The following is a 22456-nucleotide window of genomic DNA, read 5'->3' on the forward strand; positions in this document are numbered from 1 at the left end:
GCCCGTCTACTTCGTGTCCAGCACGTCGCGCAGCTTCGCGGCCAGTTGCTCGATGGTGAACGGCTTGGCCAGGAAATGCACGTCATGGTCGAGCACACCGTTATGGACGACGGCATTCCTGGTGAAGCCGGTGGTGAAGATGACTTTCAGCCCGGGCTGGCGCGCGACCGCTTCCTCGGCGAGCTTGCGACCGTTCATCACCGGCATGACGATATCCGTGAAAAGCAGGGCGATGCCAGGCGTCGCGGCCAGCTTTTGAAGGGCCTCCGGGCCGCTTCCGGCCTGGATGACGGTGTAGCCGAGTTCGCGCATGGTGTCCGTTGTAGCGGCTCGCACGCGGGCGTCGTCCTCGACCACGAGGATTGTCTCGGTGACCTTGGAGACGCTCTTGCCACGCTCGGCGGGCGCGGCCGGCTCCTCGGGGCCGAAGAACCGTGGCAGGTAGATCTTGATCGTCGTGCCTTCGCCCGGTTCGGAGTAGATATTGACGTGGCCGCCTGACTGTTTGACGAAGCCGAACACCTGGCTCAGCCCCAGTCCCGTGCCTTTGTTGACCGGCTTGGTGGTGAAGAAGGGTTCGAAGGCCTTGGCAATGACCTCCGGTGACATGCCGGCACCGGTGTCGGTCACTGCGATCATCACATATTGGCCCGGAGCGACTTCGGCATGCGTCGAGGCATAGGCCTCGTCGAGGTAGCTGTTGGCGGTCTCGATGGTCAACTTGCCGTCATTATCCATGGCATCGCGGGCGTTGACGGCCAGGTTGAGGATCGCGTTCTCGATCTGGCTGGGATCGGCGTGAGTTTTCCACAGGCCACCCGCCAGCACCGTTTCGATGCGTATGCCCTCGCCCAGAGCCCGGCGCAGGAGGTCGGACATGCCAGTCACCAGCCGGTTGGTATCGACGACCTGCGGCGCCAGCGGCTGGAGACGGGAGAAGGCAAGCAGCCGCGAGGTCAAATTGGCGGCGCGGCTGGCCGCATCCGTCGCGGCCTCGATGAATTTCTCGATGTCGTTCTCGCCTCGCTTCAGCTTGCGCTGGGCAAGGTTCATGGCACTGAGGATCACCGCCAGCATGTTGTTGAAATCATGGGCGATGCCGCCGGTCAGCTGCCCCACGGCCTCCATCTTTTGCATCTGGCGTATCTGGGATTCGGCCTTTTCACGCGTCTGGATCTCGTTGCCAAGTTCGATGTTCTTGCGCATGAGCTCTTCCTGAGCGGTGGCGACCTCGCGGAAGCGGCGGCGGGATTCGCGAATGGTGTAGGCGCCGAGCAGGAAGATCGCGGTGAGCGCCGCCAGCGAACCGATGCGCAGCCACGCCTCGACCCGGTCCGTGTGCTCGTCGCGCGCAGCGATGTCGGCGGCGTCGATGCGCCGGATCATATCCATGTTGGTCCGGATTTCGTCCATGGCGGACTTGCCTTGACCGCTGCGGAACCTTTGCAGCGCTCCGGCCGCGTCGCCCTTGTCGTACAGGGCCATGGTTTCGGCCAGTTCAGCCTGCTGTCGCGAAAGCGCGTCCTTGATATGACTGATCTGCTGGACGAAAGGGCTGTCCGAAGCCGCCATGGCGTCGATGCGGGAGAGCTGCCCCGGAATTGCATCGACCGCCTTCCGATAGGGTTCGAGATAGGATATCTCGCCGGTCAAGAGATAGCCGCGCCGACCGCTCTCGGCGTCCTGCGCCAGCGAAAGCAGGCCGGAGAGCAATTGCTGATACTCAATTGTGGCGCGCGCGGCGGCACGATTGGCCCTCTGGCTTTCGACGAGCATGGCGCGGGAGCCGACGATCAGCGCCAGCACCGCGAAACCGGCGACAATCGGAAACGTTTGCCATCGCATGGCACGTCGAAGACGAGCAATCATCTGTTCTGCCGAACCAAAAGGAATTCCCGCGGGCAGCATTTGGTAAGCGGCGGCAGCCTGCAAGGCAATATGCCGTCTTCTTGAAGCCGGCAATCCGCGTCCAGCCTTGCGAAACCGAAAGCATTTGGCTAAGGAGGCCGCGCATTCAGCGGCCGGCGCAGCCGGACGTGTCTTTCCGCTTTTCGGGATTCCGCTTTCTGGGTTGGGGTCCGGCTTCAGTCAAAGGCAATTCGCTTCCATGGCGCGCATCGTGATGAAATTCGGCGGAACCTCCGTCGCCGACATCGCCCGCATCCGCAATGTGGCGCGTCACGTCAAACGCGAGGTCGATGCCGGCCATGAGGTGGCGGTGGTGGTTTCGGCAATGGCCGGCAAGACCAATGAACTGGTAGCCTGGACGCGCGAGGCCTCGCCGATGCACGACGCACGCGAATACGATGCCGTTGTTGCTTCCGGCGAGCAGGTCACCGCCGGACTTTTGGCGATCACGCTGCAGAACATGGGCATCCATGCGCGGTCCTGGCAGGGCTGGCAGATCCCGATCAAAACCGACAACGCGCATGGCGCGGCGCGCATCCTCGACATCGACGACGCGTTCCTGGTCAAGCGTTTCGGCGAGGGCCAGGTTGCTGTCATCGCAGGTTTCCAGGGTATCGGGCCGGACAACCGCATCGCCACGCTTGGCCGCGGCGGTTCCGACACCAGTGCGGTGGCCATAGCCGCGGCGGTCAAGGCCGATCGCTGCGACATCTACACCGATGTCGACGGGGTCTACACCACCGATCCGCGCATCGAGCCCAAGGCGCGGCGGCTGGGCAAGATATCGTTCGAGGAAATGCTCGAAATGGCCTCGCTCGGCGCCAAGGTGCTGCAGGTGCGTTCGGTCGAACTTGCCATGGTGCACAGGGTGCGTACCTTCGTGCGGTCGTCCTTCGACGATCCCGACGCGCCCGGAATGGGGGATTTGCTCAATCCTCCGGGAACGCTCATTTGCGACGAGGAAGAGATCGTGGAACAGCAGGTCGTCACCGGAATTGCCTACGCCAAGGACGAGGCCCAGATTTCGCTGCGCCGCGTCGGCGACCGCCCAGGTGTCGCCGCCGGCATCTTCGGGCCGCTGGCCGAGGCCAACATCAATGTCGACATGATCGTCCAGAACATTTCCGAGGACGGCAAGTTCACCGACATGACCTTCACGGTGCCTTCCGGAGACGTCGACAAGGCGCTTGCCGTGCTCGATCGGCTGAAAGCCGAGGTCGGCTACGATGTCGTGCAGTCGGAAGCCGGCATGTCGAAGGTGTCGGTCATCGGCATCGGCATGAGGAGCCACGCCGGCGTCGCGGCCACCGCCTTCAAGGCGCTGGCGGACAAGGCGATCAACATTCGCGCCATCACCACCTCCGAGATCAAGATTTCGATACTGATCGACGGTCCGTACACGGAACTTGCTGTTCGCACTTTGCATTCCGTCTACGGTCTGGATAAGCAGTAGCAAGACTGAATCAGTTGTTGCGCGCGTGCCGGCAGCGGCGGAAACTGCGCCGGCAAGTGTTTCATTGGAGAAGAAGCCGCGATGCGTGAGACGGCCGTTGGCCCGCGCGTTCTGCTGAAACGGCTCCGCGAGCTCATGCAAGAGCCGCTGGAGCCGCAGGAGCGGCTTGACCGGATCGTGCGCGATATCGCCTCCAACATGGTCGCCGAAGTGTGCTCGCTCTATGTGCTGCGCGCCGATTCGGTGCTCGAGCTCTATGCCACCGAAGGTCTGAACCCCAACGCCGTCCACCTGGCGCAACTGAGGCTGGGGCAGGGCCTGGTCGGCACGATCGCCGCCAGCGCGCGGCCACTCAACCTTTCCAACGCGCAGGAGCACCCGGCCTTCGCCTACCTGCCGGAGACCGGGGAAGAGATCTACAATTCCTTCCTTGGTGTGCCGGTGCTGCGGGCAGGGCGCACGCTGGGCGTCCTGGTTGTCCAGAACAAGACCATGCGCCACTACCGCGACGACGAGGTCGAGGCGCTGGAAACGACCGCCATGGTGATCGCCGAGATGATCGCCACCGGTGATCTGGCGCGGCTGACCCGGCCAGGTCTCGAACTCGACCTGCGCCGCCCGGTGAGCTTCACCGGCCTGTCCTTCAACGATGGCGTCGGGCTTGGGCATGTCGTGCTGCACGAGCCGCGCATCGTCGTCACCAACCTGTTCAACGAGGATAGCGAGGAAGAGGTCCGGCGGCTGGAAAGCTCGCTCGGCTCGCTGCGGCTCTCCATCGACGACATGCTGGAGCGCCGCGACGTCGCTTTCGAGGGCGAGCATCGCCAGGTGCTGGAAGCCTACCGCATGTTCGCCAACGACCGTGGCTGGGTGCGGCGCCTGGAAGAGGCGATCCGCAACGGCCTGACGGCGGAAGCGGCGGTGGAAAAGGTGCAGAGCGACATGCGCGCGCGCATGCTGCATATGACCGATCCCTATCTGCGCGAGCGGATGAGCGATTTCGACGATCTTGCCAACCGGCTGCTGCGCCAGCTGATGGGACGCGGGCCGGAGGATGTCGCGGCATCGCTGCCGAAGGATGCCATCATCGTCGCCCGCTCCATGGGCGCCGCCGAGCTGCTCGACTATCCCCGGGACAAATTGCGTGGACTGGTGCTCGAGGATGGCGCGGCCACCAGCCACGTCGTCATCGTCGCGCGCGCCATGGGCATTCCGGTCGCCGGCCAGATGAAGGGCGCGGTTTCAATGGCGGAAAACGGCGATGCCATCATCGTCGACGGCGAGGAAGGCGCGATCCATCTGCGGCCGCAGTCCGATCTCGAGGCAGCCTATGCCGAAAAGGTGCGGTTCAGGGCACGCCGGCAGGAAGTCTACCGCGAACTGCGCAAGAAGCCGTCGATGACCAGGGACGGCGTGCAGGTCGACCTGCTGATGAATGCCGGGCTTGCCGTCGATCTGCCGCAGCTGGCCGAGGCGGGCGCGGCCGGCATCGGCCTGTTCCGCACCGAATTGCAGTTCATGGTCGCCTCGACCTTTCCGCGCGCCGAAGCGCAGGAGAAACTCTATCGCGACGTGCTCGAGGCCGCGCGCGGCAAGCCGGTAACTTTCCGCACCATCGATATCGGCGGCGACAAGGTGCTGCCCTACTTCAAGGGCACCATCCAGGAAGAGAACCCGGCGCTCGGCTGGCGGGCGATTAGGCTGACGCTCGACCGTCCGGGTCTGCTTAGGACCCAGATCCGCGCCCTGCTCAAGGCCAGCGGTGGGCGTGAACTCAAGCTGATGCTGCCGATGGTGACCGAGCTTGGCGAGATCGCCCAGGCGCGCGAGATCATCGATCGCGAGGTGCGGCATCTCTCACGCTTCGCCCACCACCTCCCGACCAGCCTCAAGCTGGGCGCCATGCTGGAAGTACCGTCGCTCCTGTTCCAGCTCGACGAATTGATGAAAGCCGTCGACTTCGTCTCGGTCGGTTCGAACGATCTGTTCCAGTTCGTCATGGCGGTCGACCGTGGCAACACGCAACTGGCGAACCGCTTCGATACGCTGTCGGCGCCGTTCCTGCGTGTGCTCAAGCAGATCGCCGACGCCGGCGCTCGCAACCACACGCCCGTGACGCTGTGCGGCGAACTCGCCGGCAAGCCGATCTCGGCAATGGCGCTGATCGGCCTCGGGTTCCGCTCGATCTCGATGTCGCCGGCCTCGATCGGCCCGGTCAAAGCCATGTTGACGGAACTGCCGCTGGACGAGCTGAACGCCTTCTTCGACGATAATCTGATGGCGCCGGCGCAGGGGCTGCCGATGCGGGCGTTGCTACAGGCCTTTGCCGACGACCGCTCCATTCCGCTGTAGCATTTGTCATGATCAACCTGCCCCGTGACCGCATGGATCAAGTCGTCAAGCGTTTCGAGATGCTCGAAGCGCAGATGTCGGCCGGCCCGGCGCCGGATGCCTATGTGAAGATGGCGTCGGAATATGCCGAGCTTCAGGACATGGTGGCCAAGGTTCGGGCGCTGCGCTCGGCCGAGCACGAGCAGGCCGACCTTGAAGCGATGCTCGCCGACAAAGGCACCGACGCCGAGATGCGGGCTCTCGCCGAAGCCGATCTGCCCGGCGTCGAGAAGCGCATCGAAGAACTGCAGAAGGACATCCAGATCCTGCTCCTGCCCAAGGATGCCGCCGACGACAAGAACGCCATCCTTGAAATCCGCGCCGGCACCGGCGGGGACGAGGCGGCACTCTTCGCGGGCGACCTGTTTCGCATGTATGAGCGCTATGCCGCCGAACGCGGCTGGCGGTTCGAAACAGTGTCGGCCAGCGACGGCGATGCCGGCGGTTTCAAGGAAATCATCGCCACCGTGTCCGGCAAGGGCGTGTTTGCCCATCTGAAGTTCGAATCCGGTGTGCATCGCGTGCAGCGCGTGCCGGCAACCGAGGCCAGCGGCCGCATCCACACTTCGGCCGCCACGGTTGCGGTGCTGCCTGAAGCGGAAGAGGTCGACATCGAGATCCGCGCCGAGGACATCCGTATCGACACGATGCGGGCCTCGGGTTCCGGCGGGCAGCACGTCAACACCACCGATTCGGCGGTCCGCATCACGCATTTGCCGACTGGCATCATGGTGGTGCAGGCGGAGAAGTCGCAGCACCAGAACCGGGCGAAGGCCATGCAGATCCTGCGGGCCAGGCTCTATGATCTGGAGCGCGGCAAGGCTGACGAGGAGCGTTCCGAATCGCGCAAGTCGCAGGTCGGCTCCGGTGATCGCTCCGAGCGCATCCGCACCTACAATTTTCCGCAAGGCCGCGTCACCGACCACCGCATCAATCTGACGCTCTACAAGCTCGACCGGGTGATGATGGGCGAACTCGATGAAATCGTCGACGCACTGATCGCCGATCACCAGTCAAAGCTGCTGGCCGATATAGGCCTCGATGGCTGACCCTCTGCCCGAGGCACTGGGGCCGCTGCTGCGGGAGGCGCGGGCCAGGCTTGCGGCGGCCATGATCGACGATCCGGCGCTCGATGCGCGGCTGATCGTCGAACATTATTCCGGCACGACGCGCACGCAGGCCATTGCCGAACCCGGGCGCAAGGTCGACGGGGGCGCCATCGCCGAAATCGAGGCCGCGCTGAAACGGCGAACCGGTGGCGAACCGGTGCATCGCATCCTCGGCTATCGTGAATTCTACGGTCTGCGCCTATCGCTATCGTCGGAAACGCTGGAGCCGCGGCCGGACACCGAGACGCTGGTGGAGGCGGTGCTGCCCTTCGTCAAGGCAACGGCCGCACGGGAGGGCACATGCCGCATCCTCGACCTCGGCACCGGGACGGGCGCGATCGCCCTGGCGCTGCTGAGCACGGTGCCGGCCGCGACCGCCATCGGCGTCGACATTTCCGCAGGCGCGCTGGCGACAGCGACCCGCAATGCCGGGCAATTGGGGCTCGGCGGCCGGTTCACGGCACTGCAGTCGGACTGGTTCGAAAAAGTTTCCGGCCGATACCATGTAATTGCCGCAAACCCCCCCTATATACGGTCGGAGGATATTGGAAATCTGCAGAACGAAGTTCGCGATTTCGATCCGCGCCTGGCACTTGATGGCGGTGCGGATGGGCTTACCCCCTACAGGATCATCGCCGCCGAGGCGGCAAGATTTCTGGAAGCCGAAGGCGTGATAGCGGTCGAGATCGGCCACACGCAACGCAACGAGGTCAACGACATATTTAGCGTAGCCGGCTATGCCGCCGGTGAGGTGTTCGGCGATCTCGGCGGAAACGACAGGGTTCTTGTCTTTCAACGGGGAAAGCCTTGACGCAGTGCGAAAAAACCGCTTGGCAATGCCGGGGAATGCGGCTAGGGTCGCCTCAACCGGATGAGACGAAGCAGGCAGTGCTCTTAGCGATTCGGTTTCCTTGGAAATAGCTGCCTTCTTGCGCAAACGACGCCCAAGCTTCGTGCGGGAATCGTCCGGCAAGTGATGTAACCGGAACAGGATGGCACGTGGCGCCAACGCAATCGATGCGGGCGAACGCCGGTGAAGAAACGAAACGGCTGGCTGCATGAGCGCCTCCGTTCGTAACGAGTTTTCGAAAATTTCAAGATGAAGAGAGTCGAATGAGGCCACAACAGCAGAACAGGCGCATGCGCGGTCGCAACAACAATGGCGGCGGCGGTGGCAACAACAATAACAACAACCGCAAAGGCCCGAATCCGCTGACGCGCAATTACGAGAGCAACGGCCCGGACGTGAAGATCCGTGGATCGGCTCAGCAGATCGCCGAAAAATATGCCACCCTTGCCCGTGATGCGCAAAGCTCCGGCGACCGGGTCATGGCGGAGAACTATCTCCAGCACGCCGAACACTACAATCGAATCATTGCCGCCGCGCAAGCGCAGATGCCGATCCAGAACGTCCAGCAGAACCGCGACGACTTCGACGATGATGGCGACGAGGACCGCGACGAGTTCGACAATGCGGGCAACGTCGGGGCCGGCAACAGCGGAGCAAGCAGCGGCGGCAACACCATTTCCGATCCGCAAGTTCCGGTGATCAACCATGGCGCCGGTCCGCAGCCAGTGATCGAAGGTATGCCGGCCGAGGTCGCGCTCAACCGGGAAAGCGGCCGCGACAATCGTGACAATGCTGGCCGTGACAATAGTGGACGCAACCATGGCGGCCGCCATCGCGATCGCCGCCCCAATGGCGGCTATGGCCAGAACGGCCAGCGCGATTATGCTTCGTCCGCCGAGCAAGGCGGCCAGCAGCAGCGCAACGAGGCCCCGGGACAGGCTGAGGTGCAGGCAGAGTCCGCTTCGCCGGCCGAAACCGTCGCGGCGACCGAACCGGCTCCGCTGTTCGAGAATTTTTCGCCAGCCGGTCTGGCCGCCCAGGCCGAGCTCAATGAGGCGGCGGCCGAGAGCGGCGCTGCCCGCCGCCCGCGGCGACCGCGCCGCCCGCGCGCCACTGCCGACCAGGCAGACGGCGGCGGCCGCAATGCGGATGCCGGCGAGGTGGCCGCGGCCCCTGCCGAGGGCGGCAGCGCAGAGCCCGTGATCTCAGACATCGACAACTGATCGAGCAGCACTTGAAGACGTTGAACGGCGGGGAGAAATCTCCGCTGTTTTCGTTTTTTGCGCCTGTGGAATATTATGCATTGACCGACATCAAGGCGTCTTGAGACAGCATGGCCTATGCACCATATCTCGGCTGAACAGGATCCGGCTCGAATGGGCGGGTCCGTCACCGCAATCTGATCCGGTGCCGCAAAGCGGGCCGGTGACGGAAGGAGACAGATATGAATCTTGAGAAATACTCCGAGCGCGTGCGCGGCTTTATCCAGTCCGCGCAAACCATGGCGCTCTCCCGCAATCACCAGCAATTCACCCCCGAACACATCTTGAAGGTACTCGTCGACGACGATGAGGGCCTAGCCGCATCCCTGATCGAGCGCGCCGGCGGCAATGTCCGCGACGTCAAGCTCGGTGTCGAGGCGGCACTTGAGGCGATGCCCAAGGTGGAAGGCGGCAATGGCCAGCTCTATCTGGCGCAGCCTCTGGCCAAGGTGTTCTCGACCGCCGAGGAACTGGCCAAGAAGGCCGGCGACAGCTTCGTCACCGTCGAGCGGCTGCTGCAGGCGCTTGCCATGGAAAAATCGGCCAAATCAGCCGAAATCCTGGCCAAGGCCGGCGTCACCGCGCAGGCGCTGAACCAGGTTATCAACGATCTCCGCAAGGGCCGCACCGCCGATTCGGCGAGCGCCGAGCAGGGTTATGATGCGCTGAAGAAATACGCGCGTGACCTCACAGCCGATGCCCGTGCCGGCAAGCTCGATCCGGTCATCGGCCGTGATGACGAAATCCGCCGCACCATCCAGGTGCTGTCGCGCCGCACCAAGAACAATCCGGTGCTGATCGGCGAGCCCGGCGTCGGCAAGACGGCCATCGCCGAAGGCCTGGCGCTGCGCATCGTCAATGGCGACGTGCCGGAATCGCTGAAGGACAAGCAGTTGATGGCGCTCGACATGGGCGCGCTGATCGCTGGCGCCAAATATCGCGGCGAATTCGAGGAGCGGCTGAAGGCCGTGCTCTCGGAAGTAACTTCGGCCAACGGCAGCATCATCCTGTTCATCGACGAGATGCACACGCTGGTCGGTGCCGGCAAGGCGGATGGCGCGATGGATGCGTCCAACCTCCTGAAGCCGGCCCTGGCGCGCGGTGAACTGCACTGCGTCGGCGCGACCACGCTCGATGAATACAGAAAACACGTCGAGAAGGACCCGGCGCTGGCCCGCCGTTTTCAGCCCGTCTTTGTCGACGAGCCGACGGTGGAGGACACCATCTCGATCCTGCGCGGTCTGAAGGAAAAATACGAGCAGCACCACAAGGTGCGCATCTCCGACTCGGCGCTGGTGGCGGCGGCGACGCTGTCCAACCGCTACATCGCCGATCGTTTCCTGCCGGACAAGGCGATCGACCTGGTCGACGAGGCTGCCTCGCGGCTCAGGATGCAGGTCGATTCCAAGCCCGAGGCGCTGGACGAGATCGACCGCCGCATCATGCAGCTCAAGATCGAGCGCGAGGCGCTGAAGGTCGAGAAGGACGAGGCCTCGAAGGACAGGCTTGTCCGCCTGGAAAAGGAACTCGCCGGCCTCGAGGAGGAATCGACCGAGATCACCGCCAAATGGCAGGCCGAAAAGCAGAAGCTCGGGCTTGCCGCCGACCTGAAGAAGCAGCTCGACGAGGCGCGCAACGAACTGGCCATTGCCCAGCGCAAGGGTGAATTCCAGCGCGCAGGCGAGCTTGCCTATGGCAAGATTCCGGAACTGGAAAAGAAGCTGAAGGAGGCTGAGGCCCAGGACGGCAAGGCCGGCATGGTCGAGGAAGTGGTCACACCCGACCACGTCGCCCATATCGTGTCGCGCTGGACCGGCATTCCCGTCGACAAGATGCTGCAAGGCGAGCGCGACAAGCTGCTGCGCATGGAAGACGAGATCGGCAAGCGCGTCGTCGGCCAGGGCGAGGCGGTGCAGGCCGTTTCCAAGGCGGTGCGGCGTGCCCGTGCCGGCCTGCAGGATCCGAATCGGCCGATCGGCTCGTTCATGTTCCTCGGACCGACGGGCGTCGGCAAGACCGAGCTGACCAAGGCATTGGCCAGCTTCCTGTTCGACGATGAGAGCGCCATGGTGCGCATCGACATGTCGGAGTTCATGGAAAAGCACTCGGTCGCCAGGCTGATCGGCGCGCCTCCCGGCTATGTCGGCTATGAGGAAGGCGGCGCGTTGACCGAGGCGGTGCGGCGCCGGCCCTATCAGGTCGTGCTCTTCGACGAGATTGAGAAGGCGCATCCGGATGTCTTCAACGTGCTCCTGCAGGTGCTCGATGACGGCCGGCTGACCGATGGCCAGGGCCGCACCGTCGACTTCCGCAACACGCTGATCATCATGACGTCGAACCTCGGCGCCGAATATCTGGTCAATCTCGGCGAAGACCAGGATGTCGACGCCGTGCGCGACGAGGTGATGGGCGTGGTGAGGGCGCATTTCCGGCCGGAATTCCTCAACCGCGTCGACGAGGTGATCCTGTTCCATCGGCTGCGCCGTCAGGACATGGACCGCATCGTCGAGATCCAGCTCAAACGGCTGGAGAACCTGCTTGTCGATCGCAAGATCGCGCTGTCGCTGGATCACGAGGCGATCGAGTGGCTTGCGGCCAAGGGCTACGATCCGGCCTATGGCGCCAGACCGCTGAAGCGGGTGATGCAGAAGGAACTGCAGGACCCGCTGGCGGAGAAGATCCTGCTCGGCGAGATCCTCGATGGCTCGACGGTGAAGGTGACCGCCGGTTCCGACCGGCTGAATTTCCGCTCGAAGCCGACTGTTGTCGCGACCGAGGCGGCGGCCTGACCGATGCGTGTCGCCTAAACCGGCCTTGGTTTTGGGACAATGACATGCATTAAAAACAAAAGATCTGAAGCGCGTCGCGCTTCGGAGTGCCGCGCGCCCAGTTTGGGCGCGCGGCGTTTTTCATAGCAAGCATGGGACGCGGATGACGCTGGACGACTATAACGACTTCTGCGCCTCTCTGCCTGCCACGAACCATGTCGTTCAGTGGGGTGGCGCCCATGTCTGGAAGGTCGGGACCAAGGTCTTTGCCATTGGTGGCTGGAACGAAGGCGCGCAGCTCTTCGTCACCTTCAAATGCTCCGACATTGCCTATGACGTGCTGAAGGAACAGCCGGGCTTGCGGCCCGCGCCGTATCTTGCCTCGCGCGGCATGAAATGGATCCAGCGTCAGACAAGCCAGAGCATGGATGATGACGCGTTGCAGGACTATCTGCGCGAGAGCCACCGCCTTGTTGCGCTCAAGCTGACGAAGCAGGCGCGCAAGGAGTTGGGGCTTGGCGCAGGCTAGTCTAGAGCATCGGGCGATTAACATGCAACGTAGCCTGCCTGTTTGAGATAGTTCCAGCATTCGGTTGGATCGAACATGGCGCAGATGCTTCCGACGGCGCGGACGAGATCGTCGTAGGTGCGCGCTTTGGCCTTTCGCAACAGGGTTTTGAGTTTTGCGAAGGCCATCTCGATCGGGTTGAGGTCCGGCGAATATTTGGGCAGGAAGAGGAACCTGGCGCCGCGCTGTTTGAGCGCCTCTGCGGCGCGCGGACTTTTGTGGACATTGAGATTGTCCAGAATAACGATGTCGCCGCGCCCGAGAGCCGGTGCGAGCTGGGTTTCGACATAGGCATCGAACGCCGCCCCGTCGATGGCTCCCTCGATGATCCAGGGGGCCACCAGTTCATGGCAACGCAGGTCGGCGATGAAGGTCTGGGTATGCCATTTGCCGAAGGGCGCATCGGCGAGGAGCCTCTTGCCGCGCAGGCTGCGCCCGCGCAACGGGGTCATGTTGATCTTCACGCTCGTTTCGTCGATGAAGACGATCCGCGCCGGCACGGCGCGCATCAGAGGCTGATGATGGTCGCGCCACTCACGCCGCGCCGCTCTCACGTCGGGCCGTTCTTGCTCCGACGCCAGCAGGGCTTTTTTTATACGTAAACCCCTCCCGGCACAGCAACTTCGACAGGTTCGACGGGTCCGCCCTGACGCCGTGCTCGTCTTCAAGCCACGCGCCAAGCTCAGGCATCGTGATGTCCGGCCTGGCCATCACTTTGTCGACAATGGCCTGACGATACGGGCCGAGTTTGCCAGACCCGGCAGGACGCCCCTGACGGGCCGGTTCGACGGAACCAGTCGCCGCATAGCGTGCCTGAACGCGTACCGCCGTCGAAGGCGCCACCTCAAACTGCGCCGCAACTGCCCGCCGCGACTTGCCCTCGGCAATGCCGCGAACAAGTCGAAGCCTCAAATCCTGCGAAACCGCTTTGCCCATGGTGCACCTCCGCATCCATAGGAATCAGACTTCAGTCGAAAAGGGAATCCCAACGATTCACCCTATTCGCCCGACGCTCTAATTGACTGTGGAGAGGTTGCCGCCTCACAATTCCTAGAATGTTCGGCCTCAAACGAGACCTAGTAGATGGCCTGCTCATGCGGGCAGACGGGCTCGTCGCGCCAATTGCCCAGGCGCACGCGGAAACGTTCGCCGATGCGAAGACGCAGCCATTCGGCGTGCTGCCGCTCGGCCGGACCGTCGTAATAGATGTGGGCGTGATAGCTGGCGATTTCCGAAAGCGGCCTCGGACCGGCTTTTTCGTTCCCTTCGATGTTCCCCTTCGATGATCCCCGGGGAACTCTACACCAAGCACCGACACTCGGAAGAGGCCGCGTAGCCCCGAAAACCGCAGCGGCGGGGGGTGCGCCTGCACTCGCTACCCCCCTGTTGCCGCGGCGCCGTTACTGGCCGCAATGGTGGCCATTCACCGATGGTGGCGCCTTCGGCGGCCTGCCGCTGGCATTGGGTGTTTCCGGGTTTGCCCCCTGCGGGCCTGCGGGGCAATTTTGATCGGCATTCGAATTCATATAATCCGAGCTCGTCCCAACGATGCCAATGCTGGAGGTGGTGCTTGGATCGACGAGCACCCGTCTTGCATGGTGCCTTGGCTGGTGGGTCCCGGAAGTTGCCCCGGTGTTTGCGTTATAAGCGCCGGCATCCTGGGCCAGCGCCGCCGTCGCAAGGCCGATGGTGAGGGCCGAGGCTGCGAGGATTTTTGTAAGCATGGGAGATACTCCATCTTCGTTTTTCGGCTTTTGCCGGATCGTGTCCGACATGGGCAGAACCCATCGGTCCGATCGACGTTCCGTTGAGAGTCGACACCTTTTTGTGAAATCTTGTCGTCAATCGTTCACAAACGCTCCGGCGCCGCCGCAAGGTGCCGGGCATGTCATTAGCCAGCTCAGCAGCCTGTGAAGCCGATAGGACGAGCCGCGCCGCGCCGCCGCATGATCGAGTTCCCCAGCCTGCCTCCGATTACGGACAGTCGGCTTGCGGCCCCAAAGTGGTCCCAACCGCGCGACAACTTGAGCATCCTGACTTCTGAAAGTCGTCGCTCCTCGGCACCAAGCCTCCTATCCATTGCCCCATTCTCGCCGGCACGATCGCCAACTGCGGACCAAGTTCTTCCGCGATCGTCAGGTGCGTGACGACGGCGTGGCTGGCCACGATTCTGAGGCCATTTGCGCCATCCCCAAATCCTCACGGACGAACGCGGATGATCGTCTTTCCCTTGCGCCGCTCGGTCGGGTTGAAGGCGGCGACGGCATCGTTGAGGGCCGAGACGTTGCCGATGTTCGTCCGCAGACGTCCGTCCCGCACCCGTTGGACGATCTCGTTCAGCTGGGCACGATCGGACTCGACAACGAAGTCGACCGCAAGGCCGTCGGCGGGCCGCGCCTCGACAGGCCCGACGACGGACACCAGCGTTCCTCCGGCCCGGACCATGCCTGCGGACCGCTTGCCGATGTCGCCGCCGATGACGTCGAACACCAGATCGACCTTGCCGGCGTCTTCCAGGGCGTCGTTGTCGAGGTCGATGAACTCCTTCGCGCCGAAGTCGAGCACCGCCTGACGGTCGACGGCGCGTCCGGTGCCGATGACGTAGGCGCCGGCCTCCCGTGCGAGTTGCGTCACCATCGACCCGACCGCGCCGGCTGCGCCATGCGCAAGAACGCTCTGCCCGGCCCGAAGGCGGCCGAGCTCGAATAGTCCCTGCCAGGCGGTCAGGCCCGAGATCGGCAGGCTCGCACCCACCGTGAAGTCGACGTCGCCCGGCAGCGGCGCGAGGTTGCGTGCCTCGATGGCGATATACTGCGCCAGGGTGCCGTCGCGATACCAGTCGGCGAGGCCGAACACCCGCTGTCCCACCGACAATCCCGTCGTGCCATAGCCGAGGGCGGTGACCACGCCGGCCAGTTCGTGCCCGGGAATCGACGGTGTTCGGTCACGATCGCGGCGATCGGTCCAGGTCGAGGGCCACGTCAGCTCGGTCGGGACGAACCCCGAAGCATGAACCTGAACCACGACATCGTTTATCGCTGCCTGCGGCTCGGGCCGCTCCACCAGCGTCATCCCGGCCGTTCCCGCCGCCTGGTCCGTCACCACGATAGCCTTCATGATAGTTTCCTCCTCGGTCATTTGTCTCTTTGGTGGAGAGGCTTCCGACCACTCCCCGGATTTGGGCGGCACGTTCGCCAGCAGGGGTCCCGAGGCCTTCGGCAATCGTCAGATGCGCGACGGCGCGTGCAATCCAGAACTGGTCGCCGCTTTATGCAGCAGCCATGATTTCGGCATAGGTGCCGAAATCGACATTGCCGCCGGACAGCACCACGGCGACGCATTTGCCCGCGAGTTCGATCCCGCCCGAAGACAGCGCAGCCAGTCCGACACAGCCGCCCGGTTCGACCACCAGCTTGAGGTGGGCCATGGCGTCGCGCATCGCCTGCGCGGTCGCCGTGTCGGAAACGGCAATGGCGCCGGCGAGGTTCCTGCGGTTGATCTCGAAAGTGATGGCGCCCGGCTCGGCGGTCAGGATCGCGTCGCAGATCGAGCTGTAGCCCGGTTCGTTCGAAACCCGGGCGCCGGCGGCAAGCGAGCGGCGCGTGTCGTCGAAATGCTCCGGCTCCACCGCCCAGACCGCGGTGCCGGGCGAGGCGTCCTTGACCGCGACGGAGATGCCGCTGGTCAGACCGCCGCCGCCGCAGGGGACAATGACCGCGTCGAGGCTGACGCCGAGCGTCCTGGCCTGCCTCATGAGTTCAAGGCCAATCGTGCCCTGCCCGGCGATGATGGCCGGATCGTCGAAGGGCGGCACCAGCACCATGCCCTTGTCCAGATAGGGGCGAACCACGGTCAGGCGGTCATCGCGGAAGCGGTCGAACGGCACCACCTCGGCGCCCATCCGGCGGACGTTGCCGATCTTCATCGCCGGTGCGTCCGCCGGCATGGCGATGACCGCCTTCACCCCGAACATGGCGGCGGAAGCGGCGACCCCTTGCGCATGATTGCCCGAGGAAAAGGCGACGACGCCACGGCTGCGTTCTTCTTCACTCAGCGAAGACAGCTTGTTGTAGGCGCCGCGGAACTTGAACGAGCCGGTGCGCTGCAGCGTCTCGGGCTTGAACAGGATACGGCCGCCAAAGCGCTTGTTCAGCTCCTGCGATTCGATCAGGGGGGTTTCGACAATCAGGCCCGAAAGCCGGGCAGCGGCGGCGCGGATGTCGGCGATGCCGGGAAGAGTGAGGGTGGTCATGCGAGGTCCAGCAAGAGAGATGGTGTCTCTATGATGCCCGCAAAGGCACGTGGCGTGCCATTGAAAAAATGTGACCGTTACAAAGTTGGCGAGTCATGAACGGCGTTTGCACCGCCCCTCACCTGCCAAGGGCAGTGAGGGGCGGCGCCGAGACCGAGAATTGACCGCTCCTAACCCAGCAGCGTCCTTTGCCTCTTGGTGCCGCCCAGCTTGCGCCAATTGTTGAAGCGGTGGGTGGCGGCGGCAAACGAGATCTTCATCTGCTGTGAGACCGAATAGCGCGACTTGCCCTCGTCGAACATGCGGTAGCAGCATTCGACGCCTTCCTCGGTCAGCTTGCCATCCGGAGCCTTGTTGTGCGGATTGGCGGGGTCGAACTTCTCGACCTCCTGCTCGACCAGGCCCTTCAGCCTCTGCAGGTCCGCCTCGATGCTGGCGATAAGATCGAGGACGGGCTTCGGATCGAAATGCTGTGCGGGATGTTTTGTCGTCATCTGCTGGATCCTCATTCTTGTCTTAGGTTCAGCTATATAGGTGAATCTTTGCCGATAACAAAGGGCCACCCACGCTCGAGCGCTTCAACAATTCTTGACCTCGCGGCCAAGCATGCGATTGACCCGGGCCACTTCCAACCCTAGTTTAGAACAATTCTAAATAGGGTGATTTCCTCATGCTTTCCCGTGTTTTCGGTTTCGGCCGCCGGCCCTTCGAGTCGCTCTCCGAACAGGAGATCCTGGCGCTGGCCATTTCGTCCGAGGAGGACGATGGCCGCATCTACCGGGCCTATGCCGACGGGCTGGCGGAGCGGTTTCCGCAATCGGCGAAAGTGTTCGAGGAGATGGCCAAGGAAGAGGACGGCCATCGCGACTCGCTGATCGAGCTTCATCGCAAGCGCTTTGGCGAGCGCATCCCGCTGATCCGGCGCGAGCATGTGAAGGGGTACTATGAGCGCAAGCCCGACTGGCTGGTAAGGCCGCTCGGCATCGAGCATGTGCGCAGCCAGGCCGAGGCGATGGAACGGCAGGCCTATCTGTTCTATGTCGAGGCGGCGAAGCGCACCACCGATGCCTCGACGCGGAAATTGCTCGACCACCTGGCCTTGGCGGAGCAAGGCCATGAAACGCTGGCGCAGCGCCTCGAACAGAAGCATGTCCCCGGCGAGATGAAGGACGAGGAGGCTGCCGCCGAGCAGCGCCAGTTCATCCTTACCTATGTGCAGCCGGGCCTGGCCGGATTGATGGATGGCTCGGTCTCGACACTGGCCCCGATCTTCGCCGCCGCCTTCGCCACGCATGACACCTGGCAGACCTTTCTGGTCGGTCTTGCCGCCTCGATCGGCGCCGGCATTTCGATGGGCTTCACCGAAGTGGCGTCCGATGACGGCAAGCTATCGGGCCGGGGCTCTCCGATAAAGCGCGGCATCACCACCGGCGTCATGACGGCGGCGGGCGGCCTTGGCCATGCGCTGCCCTATCTCATCCCGCATTTCTGGACGGCAACCGCCGTTGCCGCCGTGGTGGTGTTCTTTGAGTTGTGGGCGATCGCCTTCGTCCAGAACCGCTACATGCAGACCCCCTTCCTGCGCGCCGCCTTCCAGGTGGTGCTGGGCGGCGCGCTGGTGTTCGCGGCCGGCGTGCTGATCGGGAATGCATAGATAAGCGGAGGTCGGCGCTGCCCCTCATCCGCCTGCCGGCACCTTCTCCCCGTATAAGGGACGGGGAGAAGGAGATGGCTTCTACCTTGGTGCTCTTCCTGCAAGGTAGGCAATTGGCGAAATCCGCGATGACAGCGCCCCTCTCCCCGTCACTATACGGGGAGAGGATGCCGGCAGGCAGGTGAGGGGCGGCGCCAATATCAACCAAACTCACCCATTCGCCGCCCGGCTGTCAGCCGGTGCCTCGTCCCTCTCCGTCAGCCCATAGTCGCGCACGACATGCGCGATGCGCAGACGATAGCCGGCAAAGATACCGCCCCGGCCGGCTTGCTGCGCCTGCCGGTGCTCCTCGGTGTTGCGCCAGGCCCTTACCGCGTCCTCGTCGCGCCAGAACGACAGCGACAGGATGCGATTCGGGTCTGCCAGGCTCTGGAAGCGCTCGATGGAAATGAACCCGTCGATGCCGTCGAGCAAGGGACGCAAATTGGCGGCGATGGCGAGATAGGCATCGCGTTTGCCCGCCGCCGGTTCGACCTCGAAGATGACGGCGATCATGTTTTCACCAATGGCGCGTGGGGCCCGGAGACGTGTTTCAGGAACATGCGGTCCTCCCTGAGGATGAAGCGTTCACGGCGGGCGAACTCATAGTTTGCCTTGCCGGCGGGATCGGCGGCAAGCCGGGCGCGATAGGCTTCGTAGGCCGCCAGGCTGTCGATATTGTAGACGGCATAGGCCGTCGTGGCCGAGCTCTCATGCGGGGCATAGTAGCCGATCAGGTCGGCGCCGCAGCGCGGAATGGCCTGGCCCCAGTTGCGGGCATATTCCTCGAAGGCAGCCTTGCCGAAACGGTCGATCTCGTAGCGGATGAAGCAGGTGATGGTCATGGTCGGCTCCCTGGGTTTTTGCATCAATGGTTCGAGCGCGGTCGAAACGTCGTGCGCATCGAGGTGCTAGGCATTTCCTGTCAGGAGCCGCCGTCGCCGGCTCCTTGAGCTGAAGCCAGAATAGTGGTTATCTCACTGGGATGCTTCGACAAGGATCAAACTATGCGTGAAGGACCCGACATTGCCCGTATCGCCAGCCTGGTCGGCGATCCGGCCCGCGCCAACATGCTCTCCGCATTGATGGGCGGCACGGCACTGACGGCAAGCGAGCTGGCGCTGGAAGCCGGCGTCTCCTTGCCGACAGCCAGTTCGCATTTGTCGAAATTGATGGAGGGCGGACTGCTGACCCTGGCCAGCCAGGGCCGGCATCGCTACTACGGCCTTGCCGGGCCGCAAGTGGCGGGCATGATCGAAGCCATCACCGGTGTCGCCGAAGCCGTTGGCCCCAGGCGCGTGCGGCCGGGCCCGCGTGACGCGGCGATGCGCGTCGCGCGTCTGTTACGACCACCTCGCCGGCGAGCAGGCGGTCGCGATGCTGGATCGGTTTGTCGACAAAAGAATTCTGGTGCGAGACGATAACAAGATCAGGCTGTCGCCCTCCGCCGCATCACATTTCGCAGCCATCGGCATCGATGTCGGCGCCAGGCCGCGCCGTCCGGTCTGCCGCGCCTGCCTCGACTGGAGCGTTCGGCGCTCGCACCTCGCCGGCTCGCTTGGGGCCGCCATCCTCGACAAGATTCTTGCCGAGAAATGGGCACGGCGTGAGAAGGACAGCCGTGCGGTCATTTTCTCGCCGCCGGGCAAGGCGGCATTCGAGAGGGTGTTTCTAGCCTGAGCGGGCTACCCCCGCTTCAACGCCTTGCCCTTCTTGAAAAAATCCACCCAGGGATCAGGCTCCGCCAGCCGCTCCAGCGTTGTCTTGTCGCCGATCGGGAACGCGTTGGGCGCCAGTCCGGCCTCGATCTCGGCCCAGGTCACCGGCATCGACACGGTGGCGCCCTTCTTGGCCCGCGAGGAGTAGGGGGCGACGGTGGTCGCGCCGCTGCCATTGCGCAGATAGTCGACGAAGATTTTGCCGGTGCGCGCTTTCTTCGACAACGTCGCGGTGTAGCGGTCCGGCGCTCCCTGTTCCAGCGCGCGGGCGAAATCATGGGCGAAGCTCTTGACCTCGGCCCAATCCGCCGACGGTTTCAGCGGCACGACGACATGAAAGCCCTTGCCGCCCGACGTCTTGACGAAATTGGGCAGCGACAGTTCGTCGAGCTTGCCCCTTATGTCGAGGGCGGCCGCGCGCACCGCCTCGACGTCGACGCCCTCGTCCGGGTCAAGATCGAAGACGATCTGGTCGGGCCTTGCCAGATCATCGATGGTGCAGCCCCAGATGTGGATTTCGACCACGCCGAGCTGGACCAGTGCCGCAATGCCATCGAAATCGCGGATGAACAGGATTTCCTCGCCGTCGGTGGGATCGTTCGTCTTCGCGATCTTCTCGTGCATGCCGGGTGACGCATGCTTCTGGAAGAAGCGCTGGCCGTGCACGCCATCCGGCGCCCTGACAAGGCTGAGCGGGCGGTCGACCACGAACTGTTTCATGCGCGGCCATACCAGCGCATAGTAATCGAGCAGGGCCTGCTTCGATATCTTTTCGTCGGGCCATAAAAGCTTGTCGGGATGGGAGAGCTTCACGGTGGTTCTGGCGGCTCCGGCAGCCTTGGCGGCGCTGGATGCCGGCTTGGCCTTGGCCGCGCTCTTGGCTGTCGCTGCTGCCTTCGGCTTTTCCTGCACGACTTCCTCCGCGGGCTTATCCTCGCGCAATCCCTGGAACGAGGCATGGCGTATTATACGGTCGGAGGTCCAGCTGCGAAACTCCACTTCGCCGACCAGCTCCGGCTTGACCCAGACCAGGCCCTTGCCCGTCGGCACGGCCGCGTTGAACGGTGAAGCCGTGGCTTTCAGCGCGTCGAGTTTTTTCTTCAGCTCATTGGCGCCCTTGGTGGAGAAGCCGGTGCCGACGCGACCGGCATAGTGCAGTTTGCCACCCTCGTAATAGCCGACCAGCAGCGAGCGCAGCCCGCGCCCGGTCTTGTCCGACGGCAAATAACCGCCGATGACGAATTCCTGCCGTGCCGTGCATTTCGACTTCACCCAGGTCGGGCCGCGCCCGCTGCGGTAGGACGCATCGGCCCGTTTGGAAACGACGCCTTCCAGCCCCATGCGGCAGGCATGCTCCAGCATCACCTTGCCAGGCTCGGCGAAATGGTCGCTGAAGCGGACCGCCGAGTCCTGCGGCTGCCCGGCCAGCAATTCCTGCAGGGCCTGCTTGCGATCGACCAGCGGCTCGCGGCGCAGGTCCTGCCCATTCAGCCACATCAGGTCGAATACATAGTAGATGAAGCGATTTGTCCGTTTTGCCGACAGATCCTGCTGCAGCAGCGCGAAGGAAGAGACGCCGCTGTCGGCCAGCACGACGATCTCGCCGTCGATGATGGCGTCGCTGCATTTCAGGCTGGCGAGCTCGGCGACGATGGCGTCGCCGAACTTTTTCGTCCAGTCGAGGCCGGTGCGGGTCAGCAGCCGCACATCGGTGCCAGCGATCTGCGCCTGCATGCGATAGCCGTCGAACTTCACCTCGTGCAGCCAGTCCTCGCCGGACGGCGCATCCCGCTCCAGCGTCGCCAATTGCGGCTCGATGAAGTCCAGGTGCTTCGCGTGTCCGGCCTTCGCCGTGCCGGCGGCCGGCTTGTTGGAGTGCCAGACCTTCGGTTTCTCGCCCTTGGCCGCCTTGCCTTCGCCGACCTCCTCGATCGTCAGGCCGGATTTCACCGATCTGGGCTCGTCCTTCAGAATATCCTCGCCCGGCCGCGCGGCGGCATCACCCGACTTGATCAGCAGCCAATTGTCGCGCTTCTCGCCGGGGCGCGGTCTCAGCCGCACCAGATGCCAGCGGCCGTGCAGCTTGTGGCCGTTGAGTTCGAAATCGATATGTCCCTTCTTCATCGCCTTGGCCGGATCGCCGTCGGGTGTCCACGTGCCTTCGTCCCAGACGATGACCGAGCCGCCGCCATATTCGCCCTTCGGAATGGTGCCTTCGAACGGCGCGTAGTCGATAGGATGATCCTCGACATGCACGGCCAGCCGTTTCTCATGCGGGTCGAGGCTTGGCCCGCGCGTCACCGCCCAGCTCCAGAGCACGCCCGCATGTTCCAGGCGAAGGTCGTAGTGCAGCCTTGTCGCGGCATGCTTGTGGATGACGAAGATGCCGCCGGCCTCGCCCTTCTTGTGGACCACCTTGCCGGCCGGCTCCGCGGTCTTCTTGAAATCGCGTTTGGCATGATACTGTTCGAGGCTAGCCATCTG

General features: G+C 63.7%; 17 protein-coding genes and 2 pseudogenes. 9 read left to right on the plus strand and 10 right to left on the minus strand.

Annotated elements, in window-relative coordinates; all coding sequences use genetic code 11:
* Positions 1-6 precede the first annotated feature (6 nt).
* Entirely contained in the window at positions 7-1845 is a 1839-nt protein-coding gene (locus FJ938_RS05330) for a CHASE3 domain-containing protein (protein WP_140691819.1), read from the minus strand.
* Between the two features lie 262 nt (positions 1846-2107).
* Between FJ938_RS05330 and FJ938_RS05335 the strand changes: the two genes are divergently transcribed.
* From FJ938_RS05335 to FJ938_RS05365, 7 genes are all read left to right on the plus strand, one after another.
* The gene (locus tag FJ938_RS05335; protein WP_140691822.1) at positions 2108-3361 is read left to right on the plus strand and encodes an aspartate kinase; all 1254 of its coding nucleotides are present in this window, start codon (positions 2108-2110) and stop codon (positions 3359-3361) included.
* A gap of 81 nt (positions 3362-3442) precedes the next feature.
* A complete protein-coding gene (ptsP, locus tag FJ938_RS05340) occupies positions 3443-5713 on the plus strand; it encodes a phosphoenolpyruvate--protein phosphotransferase (RefSeq protein WP_140691824.1) in 2271 nt (756 codons plus the stop codon).
* An 8-nt stretch (positions 5714-5721) separates the two neighbouring features.
* The gene (gene prfA / locus FJ938_RS05345) at positions 5722-6801 is read left to right on the plus strand and encodes a peptide chain release factor 1 (protein WP_140691827.1); all 1080 of its coding nucleotides are present in this window, start codon (positions 5722-5724) and stop codon (positions 6799-6801) included.
* Positions 6794-7672 (plus strand): peptide chain release factor N(5)-glutamine methyltransferase, encoded by an 879-nt coding sequence (prmC, locus tag FJ938_RS05350; RefSeq protein WP_140691830.1) that lies wholly within the window; start codon positions 6794-6796, stop codon positions 7670-7672. Before prfA ends, prmC begins: the two co-directional genes overlap by 8 nt.
* Before the next feature lie 302 nt (positions 7673-7974).
* Positions 7975-8934: a DUF4167 domain-containing protein gene (locus tag FJ938_RS05355; RefSeq protein WP_140691831.1), complete on the plus strand. Its 960-nt coding sequence runs from the start codon at positions 7975-7977 to the stop codon at positions 8932-8934.
* Positions 8935-9155: 221 nt separating this feature from the next.
* Positions 9156-11762 carry an ATP-dependent chaperone ClpB gene (clpB, locus tag FJ938_RS05360; protein WP_140691834.1) on the plus strand — a complete coding sequence of 869 codons (2607 nt, stop codon included), beginning with the start codon at positions 9156-9158 and terminating at the stop codon, positions 11760-11762.
* A 142-nt stretch (positions 11763-11904) separates the two neighbouring features.
* The gene (locus FJ938_RS05365; protein WP_140610567.1) at positions 11905-12270 is read left to right on the plus strand and encodes an MmcQ/YjbR family DNA-binding protein; all 366 of its coding nucleotides are present in this window, start codon (positions 11905-11907) and stop codon (positions 12268-12270) included.
* Between the two features lie 17 nt (positions 12271-12287).
* Here FJ938_RS05365 and FJ938_RS05370 read toward each other — a convergent pair.
* The 6 genes and pseudogenes from FJ938_RS05370 to FJ938_RS05395 form a co-directional block, all read right to left on the minus strand.
* A protein-coding gene (locus FJ938_RS05370; protein WP_140691836.1) for an IS630 family transposase occupies positions 12288-13245 on the minus strand; the annotation gives its coding sequence in 2 pieces (ribosomal slippage) (positions 12288-12893 and positions 12895-13245; 957 coding nt in all).
* A 143-nt stretch (positions 13246-13388) separates the two neighbouring features.
* Positions 13389-13580 (minus strand): annotated as a pseudogene (locus tag FJ938_RS05375) (DOPA 4,5-dioxygenase family protein); the annotation flags it as partial.
* Positions 13581-13709: 129 nt separating this feature from the next.
* Positions 13710-14084 (minus strand): hypothetical protein, encoded by a 375-nt coding sequence (locus FJ938_RS05380; RefSeq protein ID WP_246671526.1) that lies wholly within the window; start codon positions 14082-14084, stop codon positions 13710-13712.
* Between the two features lie 424 nt (positions 14085-14508).
* On the minus strand, positions 14509-15426 hold the full coding sequence (locus FJ938_RS05385; protein WP_140691838.1) for an NADP-dependent oxidoreductase: 918 nt from the start codon (positions 15424-15426) through the stop codon (positions 14509-14511).
* Between the two features lie 151 nt (positions 15427-15577).
* Positions 15578-16561 carry a threonine/serine dehydratase gene (locus FJ938_RS05390; RefSeq protein WP_140691840.1) on the minus strand — a complete coding sequence of 328 codons (984 nt, stop codon included), beginning with the start codon at positions 16559-16561 and terminating at the stop codon, positions 15578-15580.
* 170 nt (positions 16562-16731) lie between these two features.
* Positions 16732-17055, minus strand: a complete 324-nt coding sequence (locus FJ938_RS05395; RefSeq protein WP_140610601.1) for a hypothetical protein — start codon at positions 17053-17055, stop codon at positions 16732-16734.
* A 176-nt stretch (positions 17056-17231) separates the two neighbouring features.
* Between FJ938_RS05395 and mbfA the strand changes: the two genes are divergently transcribed.
* Positions 17232-18215: an iron exporter MbfA gene (gene mbfA, locus FJ938_RS05400; RefSeq protein WP_140610602.1), complete on the plus strand. Its 984-nt coding sequence runs from the start codon at positions 17232-17234 to the stop codon at positions 18213-18215.
* A 210-nt stretch (positions 18216-18425) separates the two neighbouring features.
* Here mbfA and FJ938_RS05410 read toward each other — a convergent pair whose 3' ends face one another.
* Positions 18426-18770 carry an antibiotic biosynthesis monooxygenase gene (locus FJ938_RS05410; protein WP_140691842.1) on the minus strand — a complete coding sequence of 115 codons (345 nt, stop codon included), beginning with the start codon at positions 18768-18770 and terminating at the stop codon, positions 18426-18428.
* On the minus strand, positions 18767-19099 hold the full coding sequence (locus tag FJ938_RS05415) for an NIPSNAP family protein (protein ID WP_140691844.1): 333 nt from the start codon (positions 19097-19099) through the stop codon (positions 18767-18769). Before FJ938_RS05415 ends, FJ938_RS05410 begins: the two co-directional genes overlap by 4 nt.
* A 162-nt stretch (positions 19100-19261) precedes the next feature.
* Between FJ938_RS05415 and FJ938_RS05420 the strand changes: the two are divergent.
* Positions 19262-19934: pseudogene (locus FJ938_RS05420) on the plus strand (winged helix-turn-helix domain-containing protein).
* A gap of 5 nt (positions 19935-19939) precedes the next feature.
* Here FJ938_RS05420 and ligD read toward each other — a convergent pair.
* Positions 19940-22453 (minus strand): DNA ligase D, encoded by a 2514-nt coding sequence (gene ligD, locus FJ938_RS05425; protein WP_140691847.1) that lies wholly within the window; start codon positions 22451-22453, stop codon positions 19940-19942.
* Positions 22454-22456: the final 3 nt, after the last annotated feature.

The organism is Mesorhizobium sp. B2-4-14, assembly GCF_006442155.1.
GTDB lineage: Bacteria > Pseudomonadota > Alphaproteobacteria > Rhizobiales > Rhizobiaceae > Mesorhizobium.

Bases quoted from the DNA above. Each gene is read 5' to 3' on its own strand.
- FJ938_RS05330 (WP_140691819.1), bottom strand. From the start codon at position 1,845: ATGCGATGGCAAACGTTTCCGATTGTCGCCGGTTTCGCGGTGCTGGCG.
- FJ938_RS05335 (WP_140691822.1), top strand. From the start codon at position 2,108: ATGGCGCGCATCGTGATGAAATTCGGCGGAACCTCCGTCGCCGACATC.
- ptsP (WP_140691824.1), top strand. From the start codon at position 3,443: ATGCGTGAGACGGCCGTTGGCCCGCGCGTTCTGCTGAAACGGCTCCGC.
- prfA (WP_140691827.1), top strand. From the start codon at position 5,722: ATGATCAACCTGCCCCGTGACCGCATGGATCAAGTCGTCAAGCGTTTC.
- prmC (WP_140691830.1), top strand. From the start codon at position 6,794: ATGGCTGACCCTCTGCCCGAGGCACTGGGGCCGCTGCTGCGGGAGGCG.
- FJ938_RS05355 (WP_140691831.1), top strand. From the start codon at position 7,975: ATGAGGCCACAACAGCAGAACAGGCGCATGCGCGGTCGCAACAACAAT.
- clpB (WP_140691834.1), top strand. From the start codon at position 9,156: ATGAATCTTGAGAAATACTCCGAGCGCGTGCGCGGCTTTATCCAGTCC.
- FJ938_RS05365 (WP_140610567.1), top strand. From the start codon at position 11,905: ATGACGCTGGACGACTATAACGACTTCTGCGCCTCTCTGCCTGCCACG.
- FJ938_RS05380 (WP_246671526.1), bottom strand. From the start codon at position 14,084: ATGTCGGACACGATCCGGCAAAAGCCGAAAAACGAAGATGGAGTATCT.
- FJ938_RS05385 (WP_140691838.1), bottom strand. From the start codon at position 15,426: ATGAAGGCTATCGTGGTGACGGACCAGGCGGCGGGAACGGCCGGGATG.
- FJ938_RS05390 (WP_140691840.1), bottom strand. From the start codon at position 16,561: ATGACCACCCTCACTCTTCCCGGCATCGCCGACATCCGCGCCGCCGCT.
- FJ938_RS05395 (WP_140610601.1), bottom strand. From the start codon at position 17,055: ATGACGACAAAACATCCCGCACAGCATTTCGATCCGAAGCCCGTCCTC.
- mbfA (WP_140610602.1), top strand. From the start codon at position 17,232: ATGCTTTCCCGTGTTTTCGGTTTCGGCCGCCGGCCCTTCGAGTCGCTC.
- FJ938_RS05410 (WP_140691842.1), bottom strand. From the start codon at position 18,770: ATGATCGCCGTCATCTTCGAGGTCGAACCGGCGGCGGGCAAACGCGAT.
- FJ938_RS05415 (WP_140691844.1), bottom strand. From the start codon at position 19,099: ATGACCATCACCTGCTTCATCCGCTACGAGATCGACCGTTTCGGCAAG.
- ligD (WP_140691847.1), bottom strand. From the start codon at position 22,453: ATGGCTAGCCTCGAACAGTATCATGCCAAACGCGATTTCAAGAAGACC.